Raw genomic sequence first — 16,151 nt, forward strand, 5'->3', positions numbered from 1 at the left:
CCCGGTATGGGTTTATTTTTTTACTTTGTGTTGCATTTCAATTGTAAATTCGCCGTAAAAAATTACAGAAACGATACATAAACTTTATTAAACCCAAACAACCGTTCGCTATACTTATGTTTATTCAAAAGTGAATGAGGGGATTTCATGGAAGCAATGGCAACGTTGACTCGTAACTTTCGGGTCTTATGGTTTGGCAGTTTAATCACTGATTTAGGTAACGCAATGACGTTACCGTTTATTGTGCTGTATATTCAGACATTAGGCGATTATTCAACGACCCAGTTGAATTTTCTAGGGGCAGCGGCGTTTGCCGTGACATACGCCTGCAAAGCTTTAGTCGCACCATTGTGGGGCCGATTGGCGGATCAAAAGGGGCGTAAGCTGATGTGTCTACGCGCATCTGGCATGATGACCTTAACGATTCTCGGTGTGGGACTAGCACCTAACGTGATCGTCCTCTTGATTTTACGAGCCGCACAGGGAGCGTTTTCAGGTTACATCAATAATGCTAACGCACTGATTTCGATTACCGTACCTGCGGAACAACGTGGCCAGTGGTTAAGTAAACTGGTCACTGGTAGCATCAGTGGCACATTGATGGGGCCACTTTTGGGAAGCTTGCTGGCTAATACCGTTGGCTATCGGGGGGCGTTCGTGGCTACCAGTAGTTTGATGGCGCTTGTCTTTGTCATGACCTGGTGGGGTGTTCAAGAGAAGGTGACGGCAGTTAGTCGCGCCACGTTACCACCATTGCGACCAATCTTACATCAATTGGGTGGTCGCTTTATTTGTGCCTTGCTGACATCGTTACTAGTTGTTCAGGCGACGACCAATGCGATAACACCACTGTTAAGCTTGCTGGTCGGACAGTTAGTGCCCCAAGCAACGGCGCAGACGATTATCTTGATGACGGGGATTGTGGCGGCTGCGCCGGGACTTGCCACGATTCTAATGGCTGGTCGTGTTGGGCGCATTCTGGATCGGCTGGGCGCTGGCCGTTGCTTAGTTACTTTTTTGATTTTAGCGATTGTTGACTTATTGTTGACTAGTTTGGTACATCAGGTCGCGTGGCTGGTCGGGCTACGGCTAATACTGGGAATTGCGGATGCGGCACTATTGCCCGCGCTTCAAGTGATGACAGTCGAGCATGTCCCACACGCAGCGTTTGGGCGTGTGTTTAGTTTAAATCAGTCCGCGCAAGCTTGTGGTAACGTGGTCGGCCCCGGGTTAGCCGTGATTGTTGCCAATTGGTGGGGGTATCAGTCAATCTTTATTGTTACGGCTGGATTACAGCTGATGGCATTGATGCTGTGGGTCGCGTATTTTAGTCAGCAACGACCACATTAGATTGCATTGAATGGTCTAACTATTGCTTTACTTTAAAATGTGGTAAACTGGGGAGAGTTACTTAATCGGAACAGGTACGCTGGTACTTGTAAATTTTAATAGAGGAGTTTTTAGATCATGAACTTTGCAAACGTTGATTTGATGACCGCAATGGTGACCCCTTTCGATGATCACCAACAATTGGACGAAAAGCGGTTAGCAAGTTTGATTGAACATTTATTGGCACACGGCACCCAAGGTATTCTGGTGGGTGGGACAACTGGTGAAGCACCAACGCTAACCGAAGATGAAAAATTAACCTTACTAAAGAAAGCAGCTGAGATTGTCGATGGTCGGGTACCAATCGTGGCCGGGACCGGCTCAAACAGTACCGCTGCTACCATCGCATTTACTAAGAAGGTTAGTCAGATTAAGGGGATTGATGCAGCTTTAGTGGTGGTTCCCTACTACAACAAGCCTGATCAAGCTGGTATGATTGCCCACTTTACAGCGGTTGCTGATCAAGGTGGCTTACCAGTTATTATTTATAATATTCCGGGCCGGGTTATTGTGAAGATGACCGTGGCCACGATCTTAACATTAGCACAAAATCCCAATATTATTGGGATTAAGCAGTGTGCGACGATGGAAGAGTTTGGTGCGATTGTCGAAAATGCACCGGCTGATTTTCTTGTTTATACTGGTGAAGATTCTCAGAGTTTGGCTGCCAAGGAAATTGGTGGTGCTGGGGTTATCTCAGTGGCAAGTCATATCTATGGTGACGAAATGACGGCGATGTTTAGTGCCATCGACCAGGGTGAGATTGCCACGGCCGCTAAGTATCAACGGGACTTAACACCCAAGATGAGTGCCTTGTTTAGTGCACCATCGCCATCGCCAGTTAAAGCAGCCTTAAATCATTTGGGTCAGCCGGTGGGTGAACCACGGTTACCAATCTTACCATTGAGTACTGAACAAACGGCTCAGCTTTTTAAAACATTAAACATTTAGAAGAATCAAGGTGAAATAATTGAGTAGTGAAATTCAAATTACCCCATTTGGTGGGGTCCGTGAGAACGGCAAAAACATGTATGCTGTCGAAGTCGATGGTGATATTTATATTTTAGATTGTGGGTTAAAGTACCCAGAAAATGAGTTATTAGGAATTGATATCGTGATTCCGGACTTCAGTTATTTGCGAGAAAATGCTGATCGAATCGTCGGTGTCTTTTTGACCCACGGCCACGCTGATGCCATTGGTGCGTTACCGTACTTTTTGAATGAGTTCAACGTTCCCGTGTTTGGTTCAGAGCTAACCATTGAGTTGGCAAAAATTCAATTGCAAAAGGACCCTAAAGCTAAAAACTTTAATGACTTCCACATCATTAATGAGAAGACAGAAATTGATTTTGGCACGGTCACGGTTTCGTTTTTCCGCACGACCCATTCGATTCCAGATTCAATGGGAATCGTGTTGCAAACCAGTGCCGGTGAGGTCGTTTATACCGGTGACTTTAAGTTTGATCCGACGGCCGCAGGCGACTATCAGACTGATTTTGCGCGGTTGGCGGAGATTGGATCAAAAGGCGTCTTGGCGTTACTTAGTGATTCAGCTAATGCAGAAAATTATGAACAGCCGGTCAGTGAACGTGAAATTGCGGCCTATGTTTTAGAAACGTTTAAATATCATCCAGGACGGATCATTGTCGCTTCAGTTGCATCCAATATCTTGCGTATTCAGCAAGTTTTAGATGCCGCTGCAAAGTCTAATCGGAAAGTCGCTTTAATGCCTGGTGACGTTGAGAGTATCGTGAAGACCGCAATCGATTTAGGAAAGTTACACATGCCTGAAGACGTTGTCGTGCCACTTAAAGCCATTGATAAACTTAAACCTGAACAAATCGTGATTTTACAAACGGGCCGAATGGGCGAACCTATTAAGGCCTTACAACGGATGGCTAATAAGCAGGAGAGCAAGGTCAATATCGAAAAGGGTGATCTGGTATTTATTACTACCACACCGTCACATTCGATGGAAACCGTGGTTGCCAAGACCCGTGATATGATTTATCGTGCTGATGCGGACGTTAAGGCGATTGCTGATGAAATGAATTCCTCCGGCCATGCCGCTAAACGTGACTTGCAAATGATGATCAACATGATGAAGCCCCAATATTTCATTCCGATTCAAGGGGAGTATCGTCTGTTGGATGCTCATGCGGACTTTGCACGTGAAGTTGGAATTCCGGACGACCATGTCCTGATCGCAGCCAAGGGTGACCAGTTACGTTATGACGGTGATACCATGCACTTGGCCGGTTCAATCGAAGTCGGCGATACGATGATCGATGGCATCGGGGTCGGTGACATTGGAAACATTGTGTTACGTGACCGCAAGATTTTGTCTGAAGACGGTATTTTCGTGGCAGTGGTCACGATTGATCGCAAAAAGAAGAAGATTATTGCGACTCCTAAGATTACTTCACGGGGCTTCGTCTACGTCAAGACTAGTAAAGACTTGATGCAAGAGAGCGCTGAGTTAGTCAAAACGACGGTGCAAGAAAATCTCGATAATAAAGAGTTTGATTGGGGCCATTTAAAACAGGCTGTCCGTGAGAAGTTGAACCATTATTTATGGGACCAGACCAAGCGGCACCCAGTTATTTTACCGGTTATTATGGAAGTTAATCAGCATCATCGGCGTACAAAGAAGGCTAAACCAGCCAAACCAGTCGAGACTGAATCTAAAGCTTAGTATTAAAAAAGTCGGAAGCTACTTCCGACTTTTTTGGTTACAATGAAGAGGAGGAAGGTTCAATGACAATAGCTGAAACACAATTGGCCGCCGAACAAGCCAGTCGAGCTCAGGATTGGTCCAAGGCGGCTAGTTTGTGGGAGCAAGTGTATCAGGCACAGCAAACGGCACCAGTTAATTACGAATTGGTCCAAGCGTTGGTTGCTGATCAACAATATGTGGCAGCAGCTAATTATGCCAGTGAGTTTGAAGCGCAGTATTTAGCAACCGATGCGGCCGCAGATCTGTATCTGAATGCATTGGTTGCTAATCATGACTTCATTTCTGCCCACATTATGATCAAGGCACGCCCAACGAGTGCGTGGACTACGGCTGCAAGCACAATTTTAAAAGCGGCGGAGAGTACGGCTGAGCGAACGCTAGGATCGACATTGACCACAACAATGCGTCATTTTTATCATTTATCTGACCAGCCCGTCCAGAAACAGGTGGCAGGTTTGCGAGCAGCCCGTCACCTGCCATATGAGCACTATCTGACGGCAGCCAAGTTTCTATTAGTAGATCCGTTTTTGCATCCCTTAACACGAGTAGAAGTGTTATATACACTGTACCAATTGCAAGTATCAGAGACGGTCAAGATGCAGTGGCTACTGGATGAGAAGATGTTGACACTGTGTCCAGCAAAGTTAGTCGCACTCGGTCAGGACGAGACGAGCAAGGCCGTTTACCATGCTTTGAAAGTGCGACTTGGTAATCAAGATGTCTTTTTATATGAAAGCTTACGAGACCTTTTACAATTGCAATTAATGTATTTATATCCATGCGCTGCACAGGTTATTACAGATTCCACGGCTTGGATCGATCTTTTGATTAGTTTGCAAACTGGGCAGACGATAACGCCGTCTGATGACCAAACTGAAAAAATGATGAAAATTCAGCAAAAAATTCAGCAATTTAGCCTTGATTTACAATCATAAGCGTGCGTAATAAGAATTTACTAACAAAAATTCAATTTTTTGAATAATATCTGTTTACAAATCAGATTAGGCTATATATAATATTTAAGGATTCTCAGTGATGGGTGCGCGATTTGGCCTTTTCACTAGGATGTAGTATAATACTAGCTAAAGAATTGTTGAGACCATTTTGGCCTCGACGTTATTCTTGCGAAAATCACAGGAGGTTTCATTAATGGCAAAAGAACATTATGAAAGAACAAAACCCCATGTAAACATTGGTACTATTGGCCACGTTGACCATGGGAAGACTACTTTGACCGCTGCAATCACTAAGGTATTAGCATCTAAGGGCTTGGCTAAAGAACAAGACTTTGCTTCTATCGATGCTGCTCCGGAAGAACGTGAACGTGGTATTACTATCAACACTGCCCACGTTGAATACGAAACTGAAAAGCGTCACTACGCTCATATCGATGCCCCAGGACATGCTGACTACGTTAAGAACATGATTACTGGTGCCGCTCAAATGGACGGTGCGATCTTAGTTGTTGCCGCAACTGATGGTCCTATGCCACAAACGCGTGAACACATCCTCTTGGCTCGCCAAGTTGGTGTTGACTATATCGTTGTCTTCTTAAACAAGACTGATCTTGTTGACGATGACGAATTAGTTGACTTGGTTGAAATGGAAGTACGTGAATTACTTTCAGAATACGATTTCCCTGGTGACGATATTCCTGTTATCCGTGGTTCAGCGCTTAAAGCACTTGAAGGCGACCCAGAACAAGAAAAGGTTATCATGCACTTAATGGATGTTGTTGATGAATACATCCCAACTCCAGTTCGTGATACTGAAAAGCCTTTCTTGATGCCTGTTGAAGACGTCTTCTCAATCACTGGTCGTGGGACTGTTGCTTCTGGTCGTATCGATCGTGGGACTGTTAAGGTCGGCGACGAAGTTGAAATCGTTGGTTTACACGAAGATGTTCTTAAGTCAACTGTTACGGGTCTTGAAATGTTCCGTAAGACACTTGACTTAGGTGAAGCCGGGGATAACGTTGGTGCGTTATTACGTGGTGTTAACCGTGAACAAGTTGTTCGTGGCCAAGTTTTGGCTAAGCCAGGTTCGATCCAAACTCACAAGAAGTTCAAGGGTGAAGTTTATATCTTGAGCAAAGAAGAAGGTGGCCGTCATACGCCATTCTTCTCAAACTATCGTCCACAATTCTACTTCCACACCACTGATATCACTGGTGTTATTGAATTGCCAGACGGCGTTGAAATGGTTATGCCTGGTGACAACGTAACGTTCACTGTTGAATTGATTCAACCAGCTGCCATCGAAAAGGGTACCAAGTTCACGGTTCGTGAAGGTGGTCATACTGTCGGTGCCGGTGTTGTTTCAGAAATTGATGACTAATCTCTAACTGATTTTCATTGATTGATCTAAGCGACTTGGAAGTCTTCTTCCAAGTCGCTTTTTTTAAGAAAAACGAACAATAAATCGCGAGCTTACGCGCTTTTTTAGCCAATTTGGTTTACTTTACGGTGTCGATAGGTTAAACTTAACAAGTATGCAATTGACTAGAATTGTAGAAATTATAATGTTTCGGAGGGAATACAATGGCTGCAAAGTGGGAAAAGAAAGAAGGCAACCAAGGCGAATTAACATTCGAAATTGGTGCTGATAAAATTAGTGAAGGTATCGACAAGGCCTTCCAACGGACTAAAAAGAACTTAAATGTTCCTGGTTTCCGTAAGGGTAAGGTTCCACGTCAAATCTTCAATCAAATGTATGGTGAAGAAGCACTTTATCAAGATGCTTTAAACATCGTGCTCCCAGAGGCATATGAAGAAGCAATCAAGGAAACTGAAATCGAACCAGTTGATCAACCTCAAATCGATGTTGATAGCATGGAAAAAGGTAAGCCTTGGGTATTAAAGGCCGTTGTAACGGTTAAACCAGAAGTTAAGCTTGGTCAATACAAGGAACTTAGTGTAACGCGTCAAAATACTCGCGTTTATGCTAAGGATGTTGATGCCGAATTAGAATCACGGCGTGAAAAACAAGCTGAATTAGTTCTGAAGGAAGACCAACCAGCCGCTAAGGGCGATACGGTGGTTATTGATTTCAAAGGATTCGTTGATGGCGAACCATTTGAAGGTGGCGAATCAGAAAACTACTCACTTGAATTAGGTTCTAACTCATTCATCCCTGGTTTTGAAGACCAATTAGTTGGTGTCAAGGCTGGCGACGAAACTGAAGTTAAGGTAACGTTCCCTAAGGATTACCAAGCTGAAGACTTACAAGACAAAGAAGCCACTTTCAAAGTGACAGTTCATGAAGTCAAGACTAAGGAACTCCCTGAATTAGATGACGAATTTGCCAAGGATGTTGACGAAGATGTTGACACACTTGAAGAATTAAAAGCTAAGATCAAGGACGAACTTAAGGAACAAAAGGAATCCGCTGCGCATGATGCAATTGAAGACGAAGCTTTAAACCAAGCGGTTGACAATGCTGAAATTCAAGCAATTCCTGATGCCATGAAAGAAGACGATATTCATCGTCAAATGGATCAATACTTGGCTAATATGCAACAACAAGGTATCGATCCAAAGACTTACTACAAGTTGACTGGTACTACTGAAGACGACTTGCACAAGCAATTTGCTGCTGATGCTGAACGCCGGGTTAAGACTAACTTGGTCTTAGAAGCGGTTGTTGAAGCTGAAAACATCAAGCCATCTCAGGATGAAATTGCGGCCGAAGTTAAGGATTTAGCTAGTCAATACAACATGGAAGAAAGTGCTGTTCGTGGTGCTTTAACGGATGACATGTTGTCACATGACATTGCGATTCGCCAAGCCGTTGACTTGATTGCGGATTCTGCTAAGCAAAATGCCAAAGCAGAAGACAAAAAAGACGACAGCGACAAGAACTAATTAATTCAATTAGATACAAGTCGAGGGTCTTGGAAGAATAATTCTTCCGAGACCCTTTTACATAGCGTCAGCTAATCGTAAGATTAATTTAATAGCTATTTGGCTGACGCCTGTGATTTACTGCGAGAATCATTCGGTTTTCAAAGTGGTTAGCCGGATGATTGAACAGATAATTTCGGGTTTAGGTTCGTCCATGTTATAGTAGTGGACGTAGAAGACAGTGCCTAAGCTGGTTTTAGCTCAGTTTTTCTGTTATGATTAATCTATGTAAATACATCGATGAGGTGAGAATGAATGTTTGAAAATACCGAGACAAACGGCCCTGTGAACTGCTCATTTTGTGGTAAATCACAAGATCAAGTTAAAAAGATCGTGGCTGGCCCCGGCGTTTATATCTGTAATGAATGTATCGATTTATGTAAAGAAATTATCGATGAAGAGTTTAGCGAAGAACAAACCCATGAATTAACAGATATCCCAACGCCAAAGGAAATTGTAGACGAGTTAGACCAATACGTGATCGGCCAAAATGAAGCTAAGCGGACCCTATCAGTTGCGGTTTATAACCACTACAAGAGGGTTAAGGCCATGGCTGATAATGATGAAGAGACCGAAGATGGTCCTGAATTACAAAAGAGTAATATTAGCTTAGTGGGACCAACTGGTTCTGGTAAGACTTTCTTAGCTCAGAGTTTAGCGCGAATTTTGGATGTGCCATTTGCTATTGCGGATGCCACGACGTTAACCGAAGCCGGCTATGTTGGTGAAGACGTTGAAAATATTTTGCTGAAATTACTGCAAAATGCGGATTACGACGTTGAACGTGCCGAAAAAGGGATCATTTATATTGATGAAATCGATAAGATCGCCAAGAAGAGTGAAAATGTCTCAATTACACGGGATGTTTCCGGTGAAGGGGTTCAACAAGCCCTCTTGAAGATTTTGGAAGGTACGATTGCCAATGTGCCACCGCAGGGTGGGCGTAAGCATCCCCAACAAGAGTTTATTCAAATTGACACGACCAACATTTTATTCATCGTTGGTGGGGCCTTTGATGGAATCGAAGACATCGTCAAACGTCGCCTAGGCGATAAAACGATTGGTTTCGGTACGGACACCGATGGTAAGAATGCCGTTCTAGACGATTCCAAGAGTCTCATGCAACAAGTTGTGCCAGAAGACCTCTTACAATTCGGTTTAATTCCTGAATTTATTGGGCGCCTTCCAATCTTGACTGCGCTAGAACGTTTAACGGAAGATGATTTGGTCCGGATCTTAACGGAACCAAAGAATGCGCTTGTCAAGCAATATCAACGCCTAATTGCTCTAGACGGTGCAGAATTAGACTTTAACGATGACGCTTTACGTGCCATCGCGCAAGAAGCCTTAGCACGTAATACTGGTGCTCGGGGTCTACGCTCGATTATTGAAGACACGATGCGGGACATTATGTATGATATTCCAAGTCGTGAAGATGTTAAAAAGGTGATTATTACTCGCGAGACGGTTGCTGATCACGCTGAACCAGAACTGGTTTTAGCTGATCAAAAAGCTTCCTAACGTTTCGTTCAGAAGATCAATAGACATTACTCAGGACCGCGATGAGTTTTCATTCGCGGTCCTGAGTGCTGTTTAAAGCGAATTTGAGCGCGGATGACAACCCGCTGCAAAAATTATGGTAAAATGAATGCAATACGATTGCAGAAGGAGTTAATTCGATGGAAGTGCATAACGTTGAACTTGTCATGAGCGCGGTAGCGCCGAGCCAGTACCCGACTACTGGGTTTCCAGAAATTGGGTTAGCGGGGCGCTCTAACGTCGGAAAATCATCCCTGATTAATGTGTTGATTAACCGCAATAGCTATGCGCGGACGTCTAGTCAACCTGGGAAGACCCAAACACTGAACTTTTATAAAGTTGAAGATCAATTATACTTCGTCGATGTTCCGGGATACGGTTATGCTAAGGTATCTAAGAAGGAACGTGAGAAGTGGGGACAAATGATTGAGACGTATCTAACAAGCCGAGAGACACTGCGAGGTGTCGTTATTCTAGTCGATGCACGTCATGCGCCAACTAAAGACGATGTCGCAATGTACGAGTGGATGCGTTACTATGAGATGCCATTACTGGTCGTGGCAACTAAAAGTGATAAAATTCCGCGTGGTAAGTGGAACAAACAGGAAAGTTTAATTAAAAAGACGCTTAACTTCCAAGCTGAAGACGATTTTATCGCCTTTTCAGCTAAGACCAAAGAAGGCAAGGATGCTGTTTGGCAATGGATCGAAGCGCACACTGTGGGAGGCAACTAACTTGGAATTTAATGAGTATCAGTCGTTAGCAAATCGGACATTATATGGTAATGAGCAGGTGCTGACGAACTTATCGCTGGGATTAGCTTCAGAGACTGGTCAAGTCGTTGACTTAGTCAAAAAGTATACGTTTCATGGTGAACGTTTGAATAAAGATCAGCTGACGAAACAGATGGGCGATGTGTTATGGTACTTATCACAAGTTGCTGAATGGGCGGATATTCCGTTCGAAGAAGTTGCGCAACAAAATATTGTTAAACTCAACGATAAGTACCCGAATGGTAAACCAGTTAAATAGTCGGTGAAGAGTGGTCTAACCTGAAGAGTTGGGCTGTCAGCAGGTAAGGCTGGCAGCCCAACTCTTTTTTATTGCGACGAACGACCACATATCATTTGCAAAAATTGTGTCATTATTGAGTTCGGCTGTTTATTTTCACTTTTCTAGGTAAATTAATTGCATTTGCAGCTGAAATAGCGTAAATTAAAGACTGTAAAAGAGTTGTGCACAACTTAAATGTTTTTGAAACGGAAAGGATGCTTAACTATGAAGATTAATATCAAAGACGATGCTCAAGCCTACCTTGCAGATAAGATTCCGGCAGGGAGTCAAGTAATTTTAACAACTGACGATGGTTCTAACAAATATTCGAGTTTAGGCGGTAGCTGTGCCATTGGTAATAAGTTTCAGTTAGTTATTCTTAAAGCCGCTGATCCCGACTATACCACGCCATTAGAAAATAATGCTGGTTATGTGATGCACGTTGCACCGGCTGATGAAGCCTACTTGGGGAACGGCCTCAACATTTCTCGCTGGCATAATGCTTTAGCGCTCAAGGATGATAGCGGGATGCTCGACGGTGCTTTGGCTGTTGTTGATTGGCGCGATGTTTCACCAGAAACGGAAGCAGAGCGGCGCGAAAAGATGCAAACAATCGGGACTAAAATTTGCTAAATAGTTATTCAAATAAAAACGCGATGGCTAACTGCCATCGCGTTTTTTTTTTGACTGCTATTTATGGGCGTCCTTTTTATCAGCTGCCTTATTTTCTTTGCGTTTAGCATGTTCGTCAATAGTATCCTGAACCGCTTTAGTGGTGAGTTTATCCTTATCGTCAGGACCAATGGCAAACTTGTCGAATAGCTTATCAAGGTTATCTTGACGCTGTACTTTTAAACTCATAAAATCATTCCTTTCGATTAACGCCTATCATAGCAAATTTCCGACAATTTGTCAGTTATTCGTCGTTTATGCATAATCAATGGGCTAAAACGTGTATAAACGACTTATTTATGCATAAAATAAAGAAATTTTCAAAAATACTTGCATAAATAATCATATGCGGTTATACTTTATTCTTGTAAATTACAAAACGAGGAGAATACCTATGAAAAAAAGATTTGGGTGGTTTTTAGCCATTATTGTGGCCCTGATCATGACCGTCGTCCCACTCGGACAGACGCAACATGCGCAAGCGGCCGATAATTCATTAGAACAAATTCAGAAAAAGGGCGTCTTAGTAATGGGGACGTCGCCTGATTATCCACCGTATGAGTTTCAAGCAACGGTCAACGGTAAGAGTAAGATCGTTGGGATGGATGTTCAGATTGGGAAACAAGTTGCTAAGGATCTGGGCGTGAAGCTGAAGATCAAATCCATGTCATTTGACTCATTGCTAGTGGCACTCCAAACTGGCAAGGTTGATATGATTATCTCTGGGATGAACCCAACCCCTTCACGGCGGAAAAATGTTGATTTTACCCACGTTTATTATCAAGGTGGCTACGATATTGTCATCAATAAGACTGATAAGGGCAAGTACAAGAATAAGAATTCATTCAAGAATGGCACGTTGGGTGCCCAAACTGGAACGACTCAATATAATGCCGTCAAAAACCAAACGACTGCCAAGGCTAAAGGGATGACTTCACAATCTGATCTGATTTTGGCACTTCAGAGTCACAAAGTTGATGGGGTTGCTATGGAAAAGCCTTCTGCAGAAGCCTATGTTGCAAACAATAAGAGTTTGGTTGCTATTCCTAGTGACTTCAACATGAGCTCTAGTGCAACGAGTTCGGCGATCGCATTTCGGAAAGGTTCAACTAGTCTTGTTAACAAAGTCAATAAGACCGTTGATCGGATTAAGAAACAGAACCTCGTTAAAAAGCAATACTTACCGGCAGCCGGCAAGTATTTGAAGACCAATACCGTTAATACGTCAATGGGACATTACTGGAAGGCTTTTGCAACCGGGATCGAATATACGTTAATCATTACGGTTTGCTCCGTTTTCTTCGGTTTTATCATCGGTATTTTATTGGCATTAGCACGGATGGCTAAAGGAAATCCACTTAAGACTGCCATTCGGTGGTTAGCAACTGCGTATGTTGAATTTATTCGTGGGACGCCAATGATGGTCCAAGTGATGTTTGTGTACTTCGGACTTGGGTTATTCGTCAATTTACCAGCACTGACTTCTGGGATTATTGCGATTTCCTTAAACTCTGGTGCGTACGTTGCTGAATATATTCGTGGCGGGATTAATTCCGTCGATGTTGGGCAGACGGAAGCTGCTCGGAGTTTAGGAATGTCCAACGGTGAAACGATGCGTTACGTGGTCTTGCCACAAGCATTGAAAAATATTTGGCCATCACTTGGGAACGAATTTATTACGCTGATCAAGGATAGTTCCATCGTTTCGATTATTGGGGTCACTGAATTAATTTATCAAAGTAACATTGTTCGTTCAGATACGTACCGGGGGGTTGCACCGATCGTTGTTATTATGGTGCTATACTTCATCTTAACCTTTACCGCTTCACGGATCTTGAACTACTTCGAAAGGAGAATGCAACATGACTAAACCAGTAATTGAAGTTAAAGACCTTGCGAAGAGCTTCGGTGAAAATGACGTTTTAAAGGATATTACAGAAAAAGTTGAACCCGGTCAGGTGATCGTGGTGATTGGTCCTTCTGGTGGTGGGAAGAGTACCTTCTTACGTTGTTTAAACTTACTCGAGACGCCCACAAGTGGTCAAGTCGCTTTCGAAGGTCAAGATCTCACAACTTTGGATACGAAGAGTGTTAACGCGCTACGTGAAAAAATGGGAATGGTTTTCCAAGGGTTTAATCTATTTCCCAACATGACTGTATTGGAAAACATTAAATTGGCGCCGATGAAGGTCAAGCATGTCGATGATGCCGCGGCGACTAAGCAAGCGCACGAATTATTGCAACGCGTTGGGTTGGACGATCATGCGGATGCCTTTCCAAGTAGTCTTTCAGGTGGTCAGGCTCAACGGGTGGCGATTGCTCGTGCGTTGGCGATGAACCCTGAAGTGATGCTGTTTGACGAACCAACGTCTGCCTTGGACCCGGAAATGGTTGGGGAAGTGTTAAACGTGATGCAAGAACTTGCTAAGGATGGGATGACCATGGTTGTGGTCACTCACGAAATGGGTTTTGCTAAGTCAGTAGCGGATCGAATCTGGTTCATGGCTGATGGCTATATTCAGGAGAATAATACGCCTGAGGAATTCTTTGCGAACCCGCAAACAGAGCGGGCCCAAGATTTTCTTTCTAAAATTTTGATGTAAACAACACATAACCGGTAATCAGCTCAGTTGCTGATTACCGGTTTTTTGCTACACTGTGATCAGTAGCGACAGTGATGAATAGTCGGTCATAATAAAAATCATATTTCCGGGCTGTTTGGTTGAGCCCCATGCTAGCAGGCGGTATACTAATAATGCTAATCTAAATGAAGGGAAGGTGTGTTATGGCATCCGCGCATATTGAACATAAGTTATCCTTGTTACCAGACTTACCAGGATGTTATCTGATGAAGAACTTAAACAGTCAGATCATTTATGTGGGTAAGGCCAAGAACTTGAAAAATCGAGTGCGTTCATATTTCAAAAGCAGCCATACTGGTAAGACCGCGCGGTTAGTATCAGAAATTGCGGATTTTGAGTTTATTGTGACCTCAACAGATAAGGAAGCCTTCCTGCTAGAAATTACGTTAATTCAAAAACATCAACCGTATTTTAATATTAAATTAAAAAAGGGAACCGGTTATCCGTACATTAAGATTACCAATGAACGAGACCCCCAGATTCTGATCGTCAGTGATGTTCGTAAAGACGGTGGCTACTACTTTGGGCCATATCCCAACGTTTACGCGGCCCAGGAAACGGTCAATTTTATCCAGAAGGTCTATCCGTTGCGGCGTTGCCATGGTTTCCAGAAGCGGCCGTGCCTCTATTATCATATGGGCCAATGCTTGGGAGCTTGCTTTAAAACGGTGCCGGTGGCAGAATATGACGCTCAGATCAAGCGGATTAAATCCTTTTTGAATGGTCACGTTGAAACGGTCAAGAAGCAGTTAACTAAACGAATGGATCAAGCGGCCGCTGACCTAGAATTTGAACGAGCCGCTGAATTACGTGATCAACTGAATTATATTGAAATGACGGTTGAAAAGCAGAAAATTATTTCAAACGATAATACGCCCCGCGACCTGTTTAATTTCTATCTTGATAAAGGCTGGCTTTCGATTCAGGTCTTCTTTATTCGGCAAGCGCGGTTGATGAAGCGCGAGAAACGCTTGTTTCCAGTAGTGTCAACTGCACCTGAAGAAATGACGAGCTTTATCTTGCAATTTTATAATCGTAAAAATAACGTTTTACCACGCGAAGTTTTAGTCCCCAACGGTCTTGATAAGCAGGTCCTGAGTGACATTCTCGGAATTCCGGTAAGGACGCCTCAACGCGGCCAGAAAAAGGATTTGCTAGACATGGCACAAAAAAATGCTCGGATCGTCTTAGAAGAGAAGTTCCGGTTGTTGGAATTGGATGAGCGCAAGACGACGGGGGCGATGCAAGAAATCACGGATGCTTTAGGTATTCCCGCTGGTCATAAAATTGAGGCTTTTGACCACTCTCATATTCAAGGGGCCGACTTGGTTTCTGCCATGGTCGTCTTCACGGACGGGCAACCGAATAAAAAATTGTATCGGAAATATAAGTTGCGGACGGTCGATCATGCTGATGAAGCTGCATCGACCCGTGAAGTGATTCGGCGGCGCTATACACGGCTACTGAAGGAGCATGCAGCATTGCCTGACCTAATTTTGATGGATGGTGGCGAGATCCAGCTGGAAGCTGCTAAGGACGTCTTAGAGAACGAATTAGGGATTGCAACGCCAGTCGCGGCGATGGTCAAAAATGACCACCATAAGACGGCGGATTTACTCGCTTCGGCCGGGGATCAGCATCTACATCTAGATCCGAAGAGTCAAGGATTCTATTTGTTACAACGGATTCAAGATGAAGTGCACCGCTTTGCGATTACGTTCCACCGACAAGTGCATACCAAACATTCATTGAGTTCGCGATTGGATGAGATTCCTGGTGTTGGGCCGAAGACGCGTAATAAATTATTACGTAAATTTGGATCGATGAGTAAAATTGCTGGTGCCTCACTGGAAGAGATTCAGTCCCTGGGAATTGCTAAAAACGTTGCACAAACTGTCAAATTTTCATTAGCCGGTGGTGGTGTAACACCGAAGCATTATCAAAAGGGCGCCACATAGTTGTCATCTGGCTAACTAATGTAATTAATGTTAAGAAGACCATCTAGTTTTCACGAACTAGGTGGTCTTTTTTGATGCTTGAAAGCATCATTGATTTGTAAAAATGTCGATTTTGTGATTAGTTGAAAAGCACATTGGTTGCTGGAGTAACCGATGATTTAATCGAAATAATTGTGGGTAAATACGAGCTAAAATAAAGTCAAATAATTATACGATTTATATTATTTTGATTAGTAACTATCAATAAATATAACATTAT

At 43.4% G+C, this 16,151-nt stretch carries 14 protein-coding genes; 13 read left to right on the forward strand and 1 reads right to left on the reverse strand.

Annotated features, from left to right (window positions below; all coding sequences use genetic code 11):
* The first annotated feature begins 147 nt into the window (after nucleotides 1-147).
* The 10 genes from MMY95_RS11045 (at nucleotide 148) to MMY95_RS11090 (ending at nucleotide 11,253) form a co-directional block, all read left to right on the forward strand.
* Nucleotides 148-1,350, forward strand: coding sequence for an MFS transporter (locus tag MMY95_RS11045; protein ID WP_085439395.1), 1,203 nt, complete (start codon nucleotides 148-150; stop codon nucleotides 1,348-1,350).
* Between the two features lie 117 nt (nucleotides 1,351-1,467).
* Nucleotides 1,468-2,340 carry a 4-hydroxy-tetrahydrodipicolinate synthase gene (dapA, locus tag MMY95_RS11050; RefSeq protein WP_003640801.1) on the forward strand — a complete coding sequence of 291 codons (873 nt, stop codon included), beginning with the start codon at nucleotides 1,468-1,470 and terminating at the stop codon, nucleotides 2,338-2,340.
* A gap of 19 nt (nucleotides 2,341-2,359) precedes the next feature.
* Nucleotides 2,360-4,084 carry a ribonuclease J gene (locus tag MMY95_RS11055; RefSeq protein ID WP_003640800.1) on the forward strand — a complete coding sequence of 575 codons (1,725 nt, stop codon included), beginning with the start codon at nucleotides 2,360-2,362 and terminating at the stop codon, nucleotides 4,082-4,084.
* A 62-nt stretch (nucleotides 4,085-4,146) separates the two neighbouring features.
* Nucleotides 4,147-5,061, forward strand: coding sequence for a hypothetical protein (locus MMY95_RS11060; RefSeq protein ID WP_241277644.1), 915 nt, complete (start codon nucleotides 4,147-4,149; stop codon nucleotides 5,059-5,061).
* A gap of 214 nt (nucleotides 5,062-5,275) precedes the next feature.
* A complete protein-coding gene (gene tuf / locus MMY95_RS11065) occupies nucleotides 5,276-6,463 on the forward strand; it encodes an elongation factor Tu (protein ID WP_003640798.1) in 1,188 nt (395 codons plus the stop codon).
* A 203-nt stretch (nucleotides 6,464-6,666) separates the two neighbouring features.
* On the forward strand, nucleotides 6,667-7,989 hold the full coding sequence (gene tig / locus MMY95_RS11070) for a trigger factor (protein ID WP_003645655.1): 1,323 nt from the start codon (nucleotides 6,667-6,669) through the stop codon (nucleotides 7,987-7,989).
* Nucleotides 7,990-8,283: 294 nt separating this feature from the next.
* A complete protein-coding gene (gene clpX / locus MMY95_RS11075; protein WP_003640796.1) occupies nucleotides 8,284-9,549 on the forward strand; it encodes an ATP-dependent Clp protease ATP-binding subunit ClpX in 1,266 nt (421 codons plus the stop codon).
* 158 nt (nucleotides 9,550-9,707) lie between these two features.
* Nucleotides 9,708-10,301: a ribosome biogenesis GTP-binding protein YihA/YsxC gene (yihA, locus tag MMY95_RS11080; protein ID WP_003640795.1), complete on the forward strand. Its 594-nt coding sequence runs from the start codon at nucleotides 9,708-9,710 to the stop codon at nucleotides 10,299-10,301.
* Between the two features lies 1 nt (nucleotide 10,302).
* A complete protein-coding gene (locus MMY95_RS11085) occupies nucleotides 10,303-10,599 on the forward strand; it encodes a nucleoside triphosphate pyrophosphohydrolase family protein (RefSeq protein ID WP_003640794.1) in 297 nt (98 codons plus the stop codon).
* Between the two features lie 246 nt (nucleotides 10,600-10,845).
* Nucleotides 10,846-11,253: an iron-sulfur cluster biosynthesis family protein gene (locus tag MMY95_RS11090; protein ID WP_003644577.1), complete on the forward strand. Its 408-nt coding sequence runs from the start codon at nucleotides 10,846-10,848 to the stop codon at nucleotides 11,251-11,253.
* Between the two features lie 57 nt (nucleotides 11,254-11,310).
* Here MMY95_RS11090 and MMY95_RS11095 read toward each other — a convergent pair whose 3' ends face one another.
* Entirely contained in the window at nucleotides 11,311-11,481 is a 171-nt protein-coding gene (locus MMY95_RS11095; RefSeq protein ID WP_003640792.1) for an SPJ_0845 family protein, read from the reverse strand.
* Between the two features lie 205 nt (nucleotides 11,482-11,686).
* On the opposite strand from MMY95_RS11095, the gene MMY95_RS11100 reads away from it, so the two are divergent.
* The 3 genes from MMY95_RS11100 (at nucleotide 11,687) to uvrC (ending at nucleotide 15,892) form a co-directional block, all read left to right on the forward strand.
* Complete coding sequence (locus MMY95_RS11100) at nucleotides 11,687-13,162, forward strand: ABC transporter substrate-binding protein/permease (protein ID WP_003640791.1); 1,476 nt, start codon at nucleotides 11,687-11,689, stop codon at nucleotides 13,160-13,162.
* The gene (locus tag MMY95_RS11105; protein ID WP_003640790.1) at nucleotides 13,155-13,895 is read left to right on the forward strand and encodes an amino acid ABC transporter ATP-binding protein; all 741 of its coding nucleotides are present in this window, start codon (nucleotides 13,155-13,157) and stop codon (nucleotides 13,893-13,895) included. Before MMY95_RS11100 ends, MMY95_RS11105 begins: the two co-directional genes overlap by 8 nt.
* Before the next feature lie 182 nt (nucleotides 13,896-14,077).
* Complete coding sequence (uvrC, locus tag MMY95_RS11110; RefSeq protein WP_003640789.1) at nucleotides 14,078-15,892, forward strand: excinuclease ABC subunit UvrC; 1,815 nt, start codon at nucleotides 14,078-14,080, stop codon at nucleotides 15,890-15,892.
* The last annotated feature ends 259 nt before the right edge of the window (nucleotides 15,893-16,151 follow it).

Source organism: Lactiplantibacillus sp. ME-2 (genome assembly GCF_022549155.1).
GTDB lineage: Bacteria > Bacillota > Bacilli > Lactobacillales > Lactobacillaceae > Lactiplantibacillus > Lactiplantibacillus plantarum.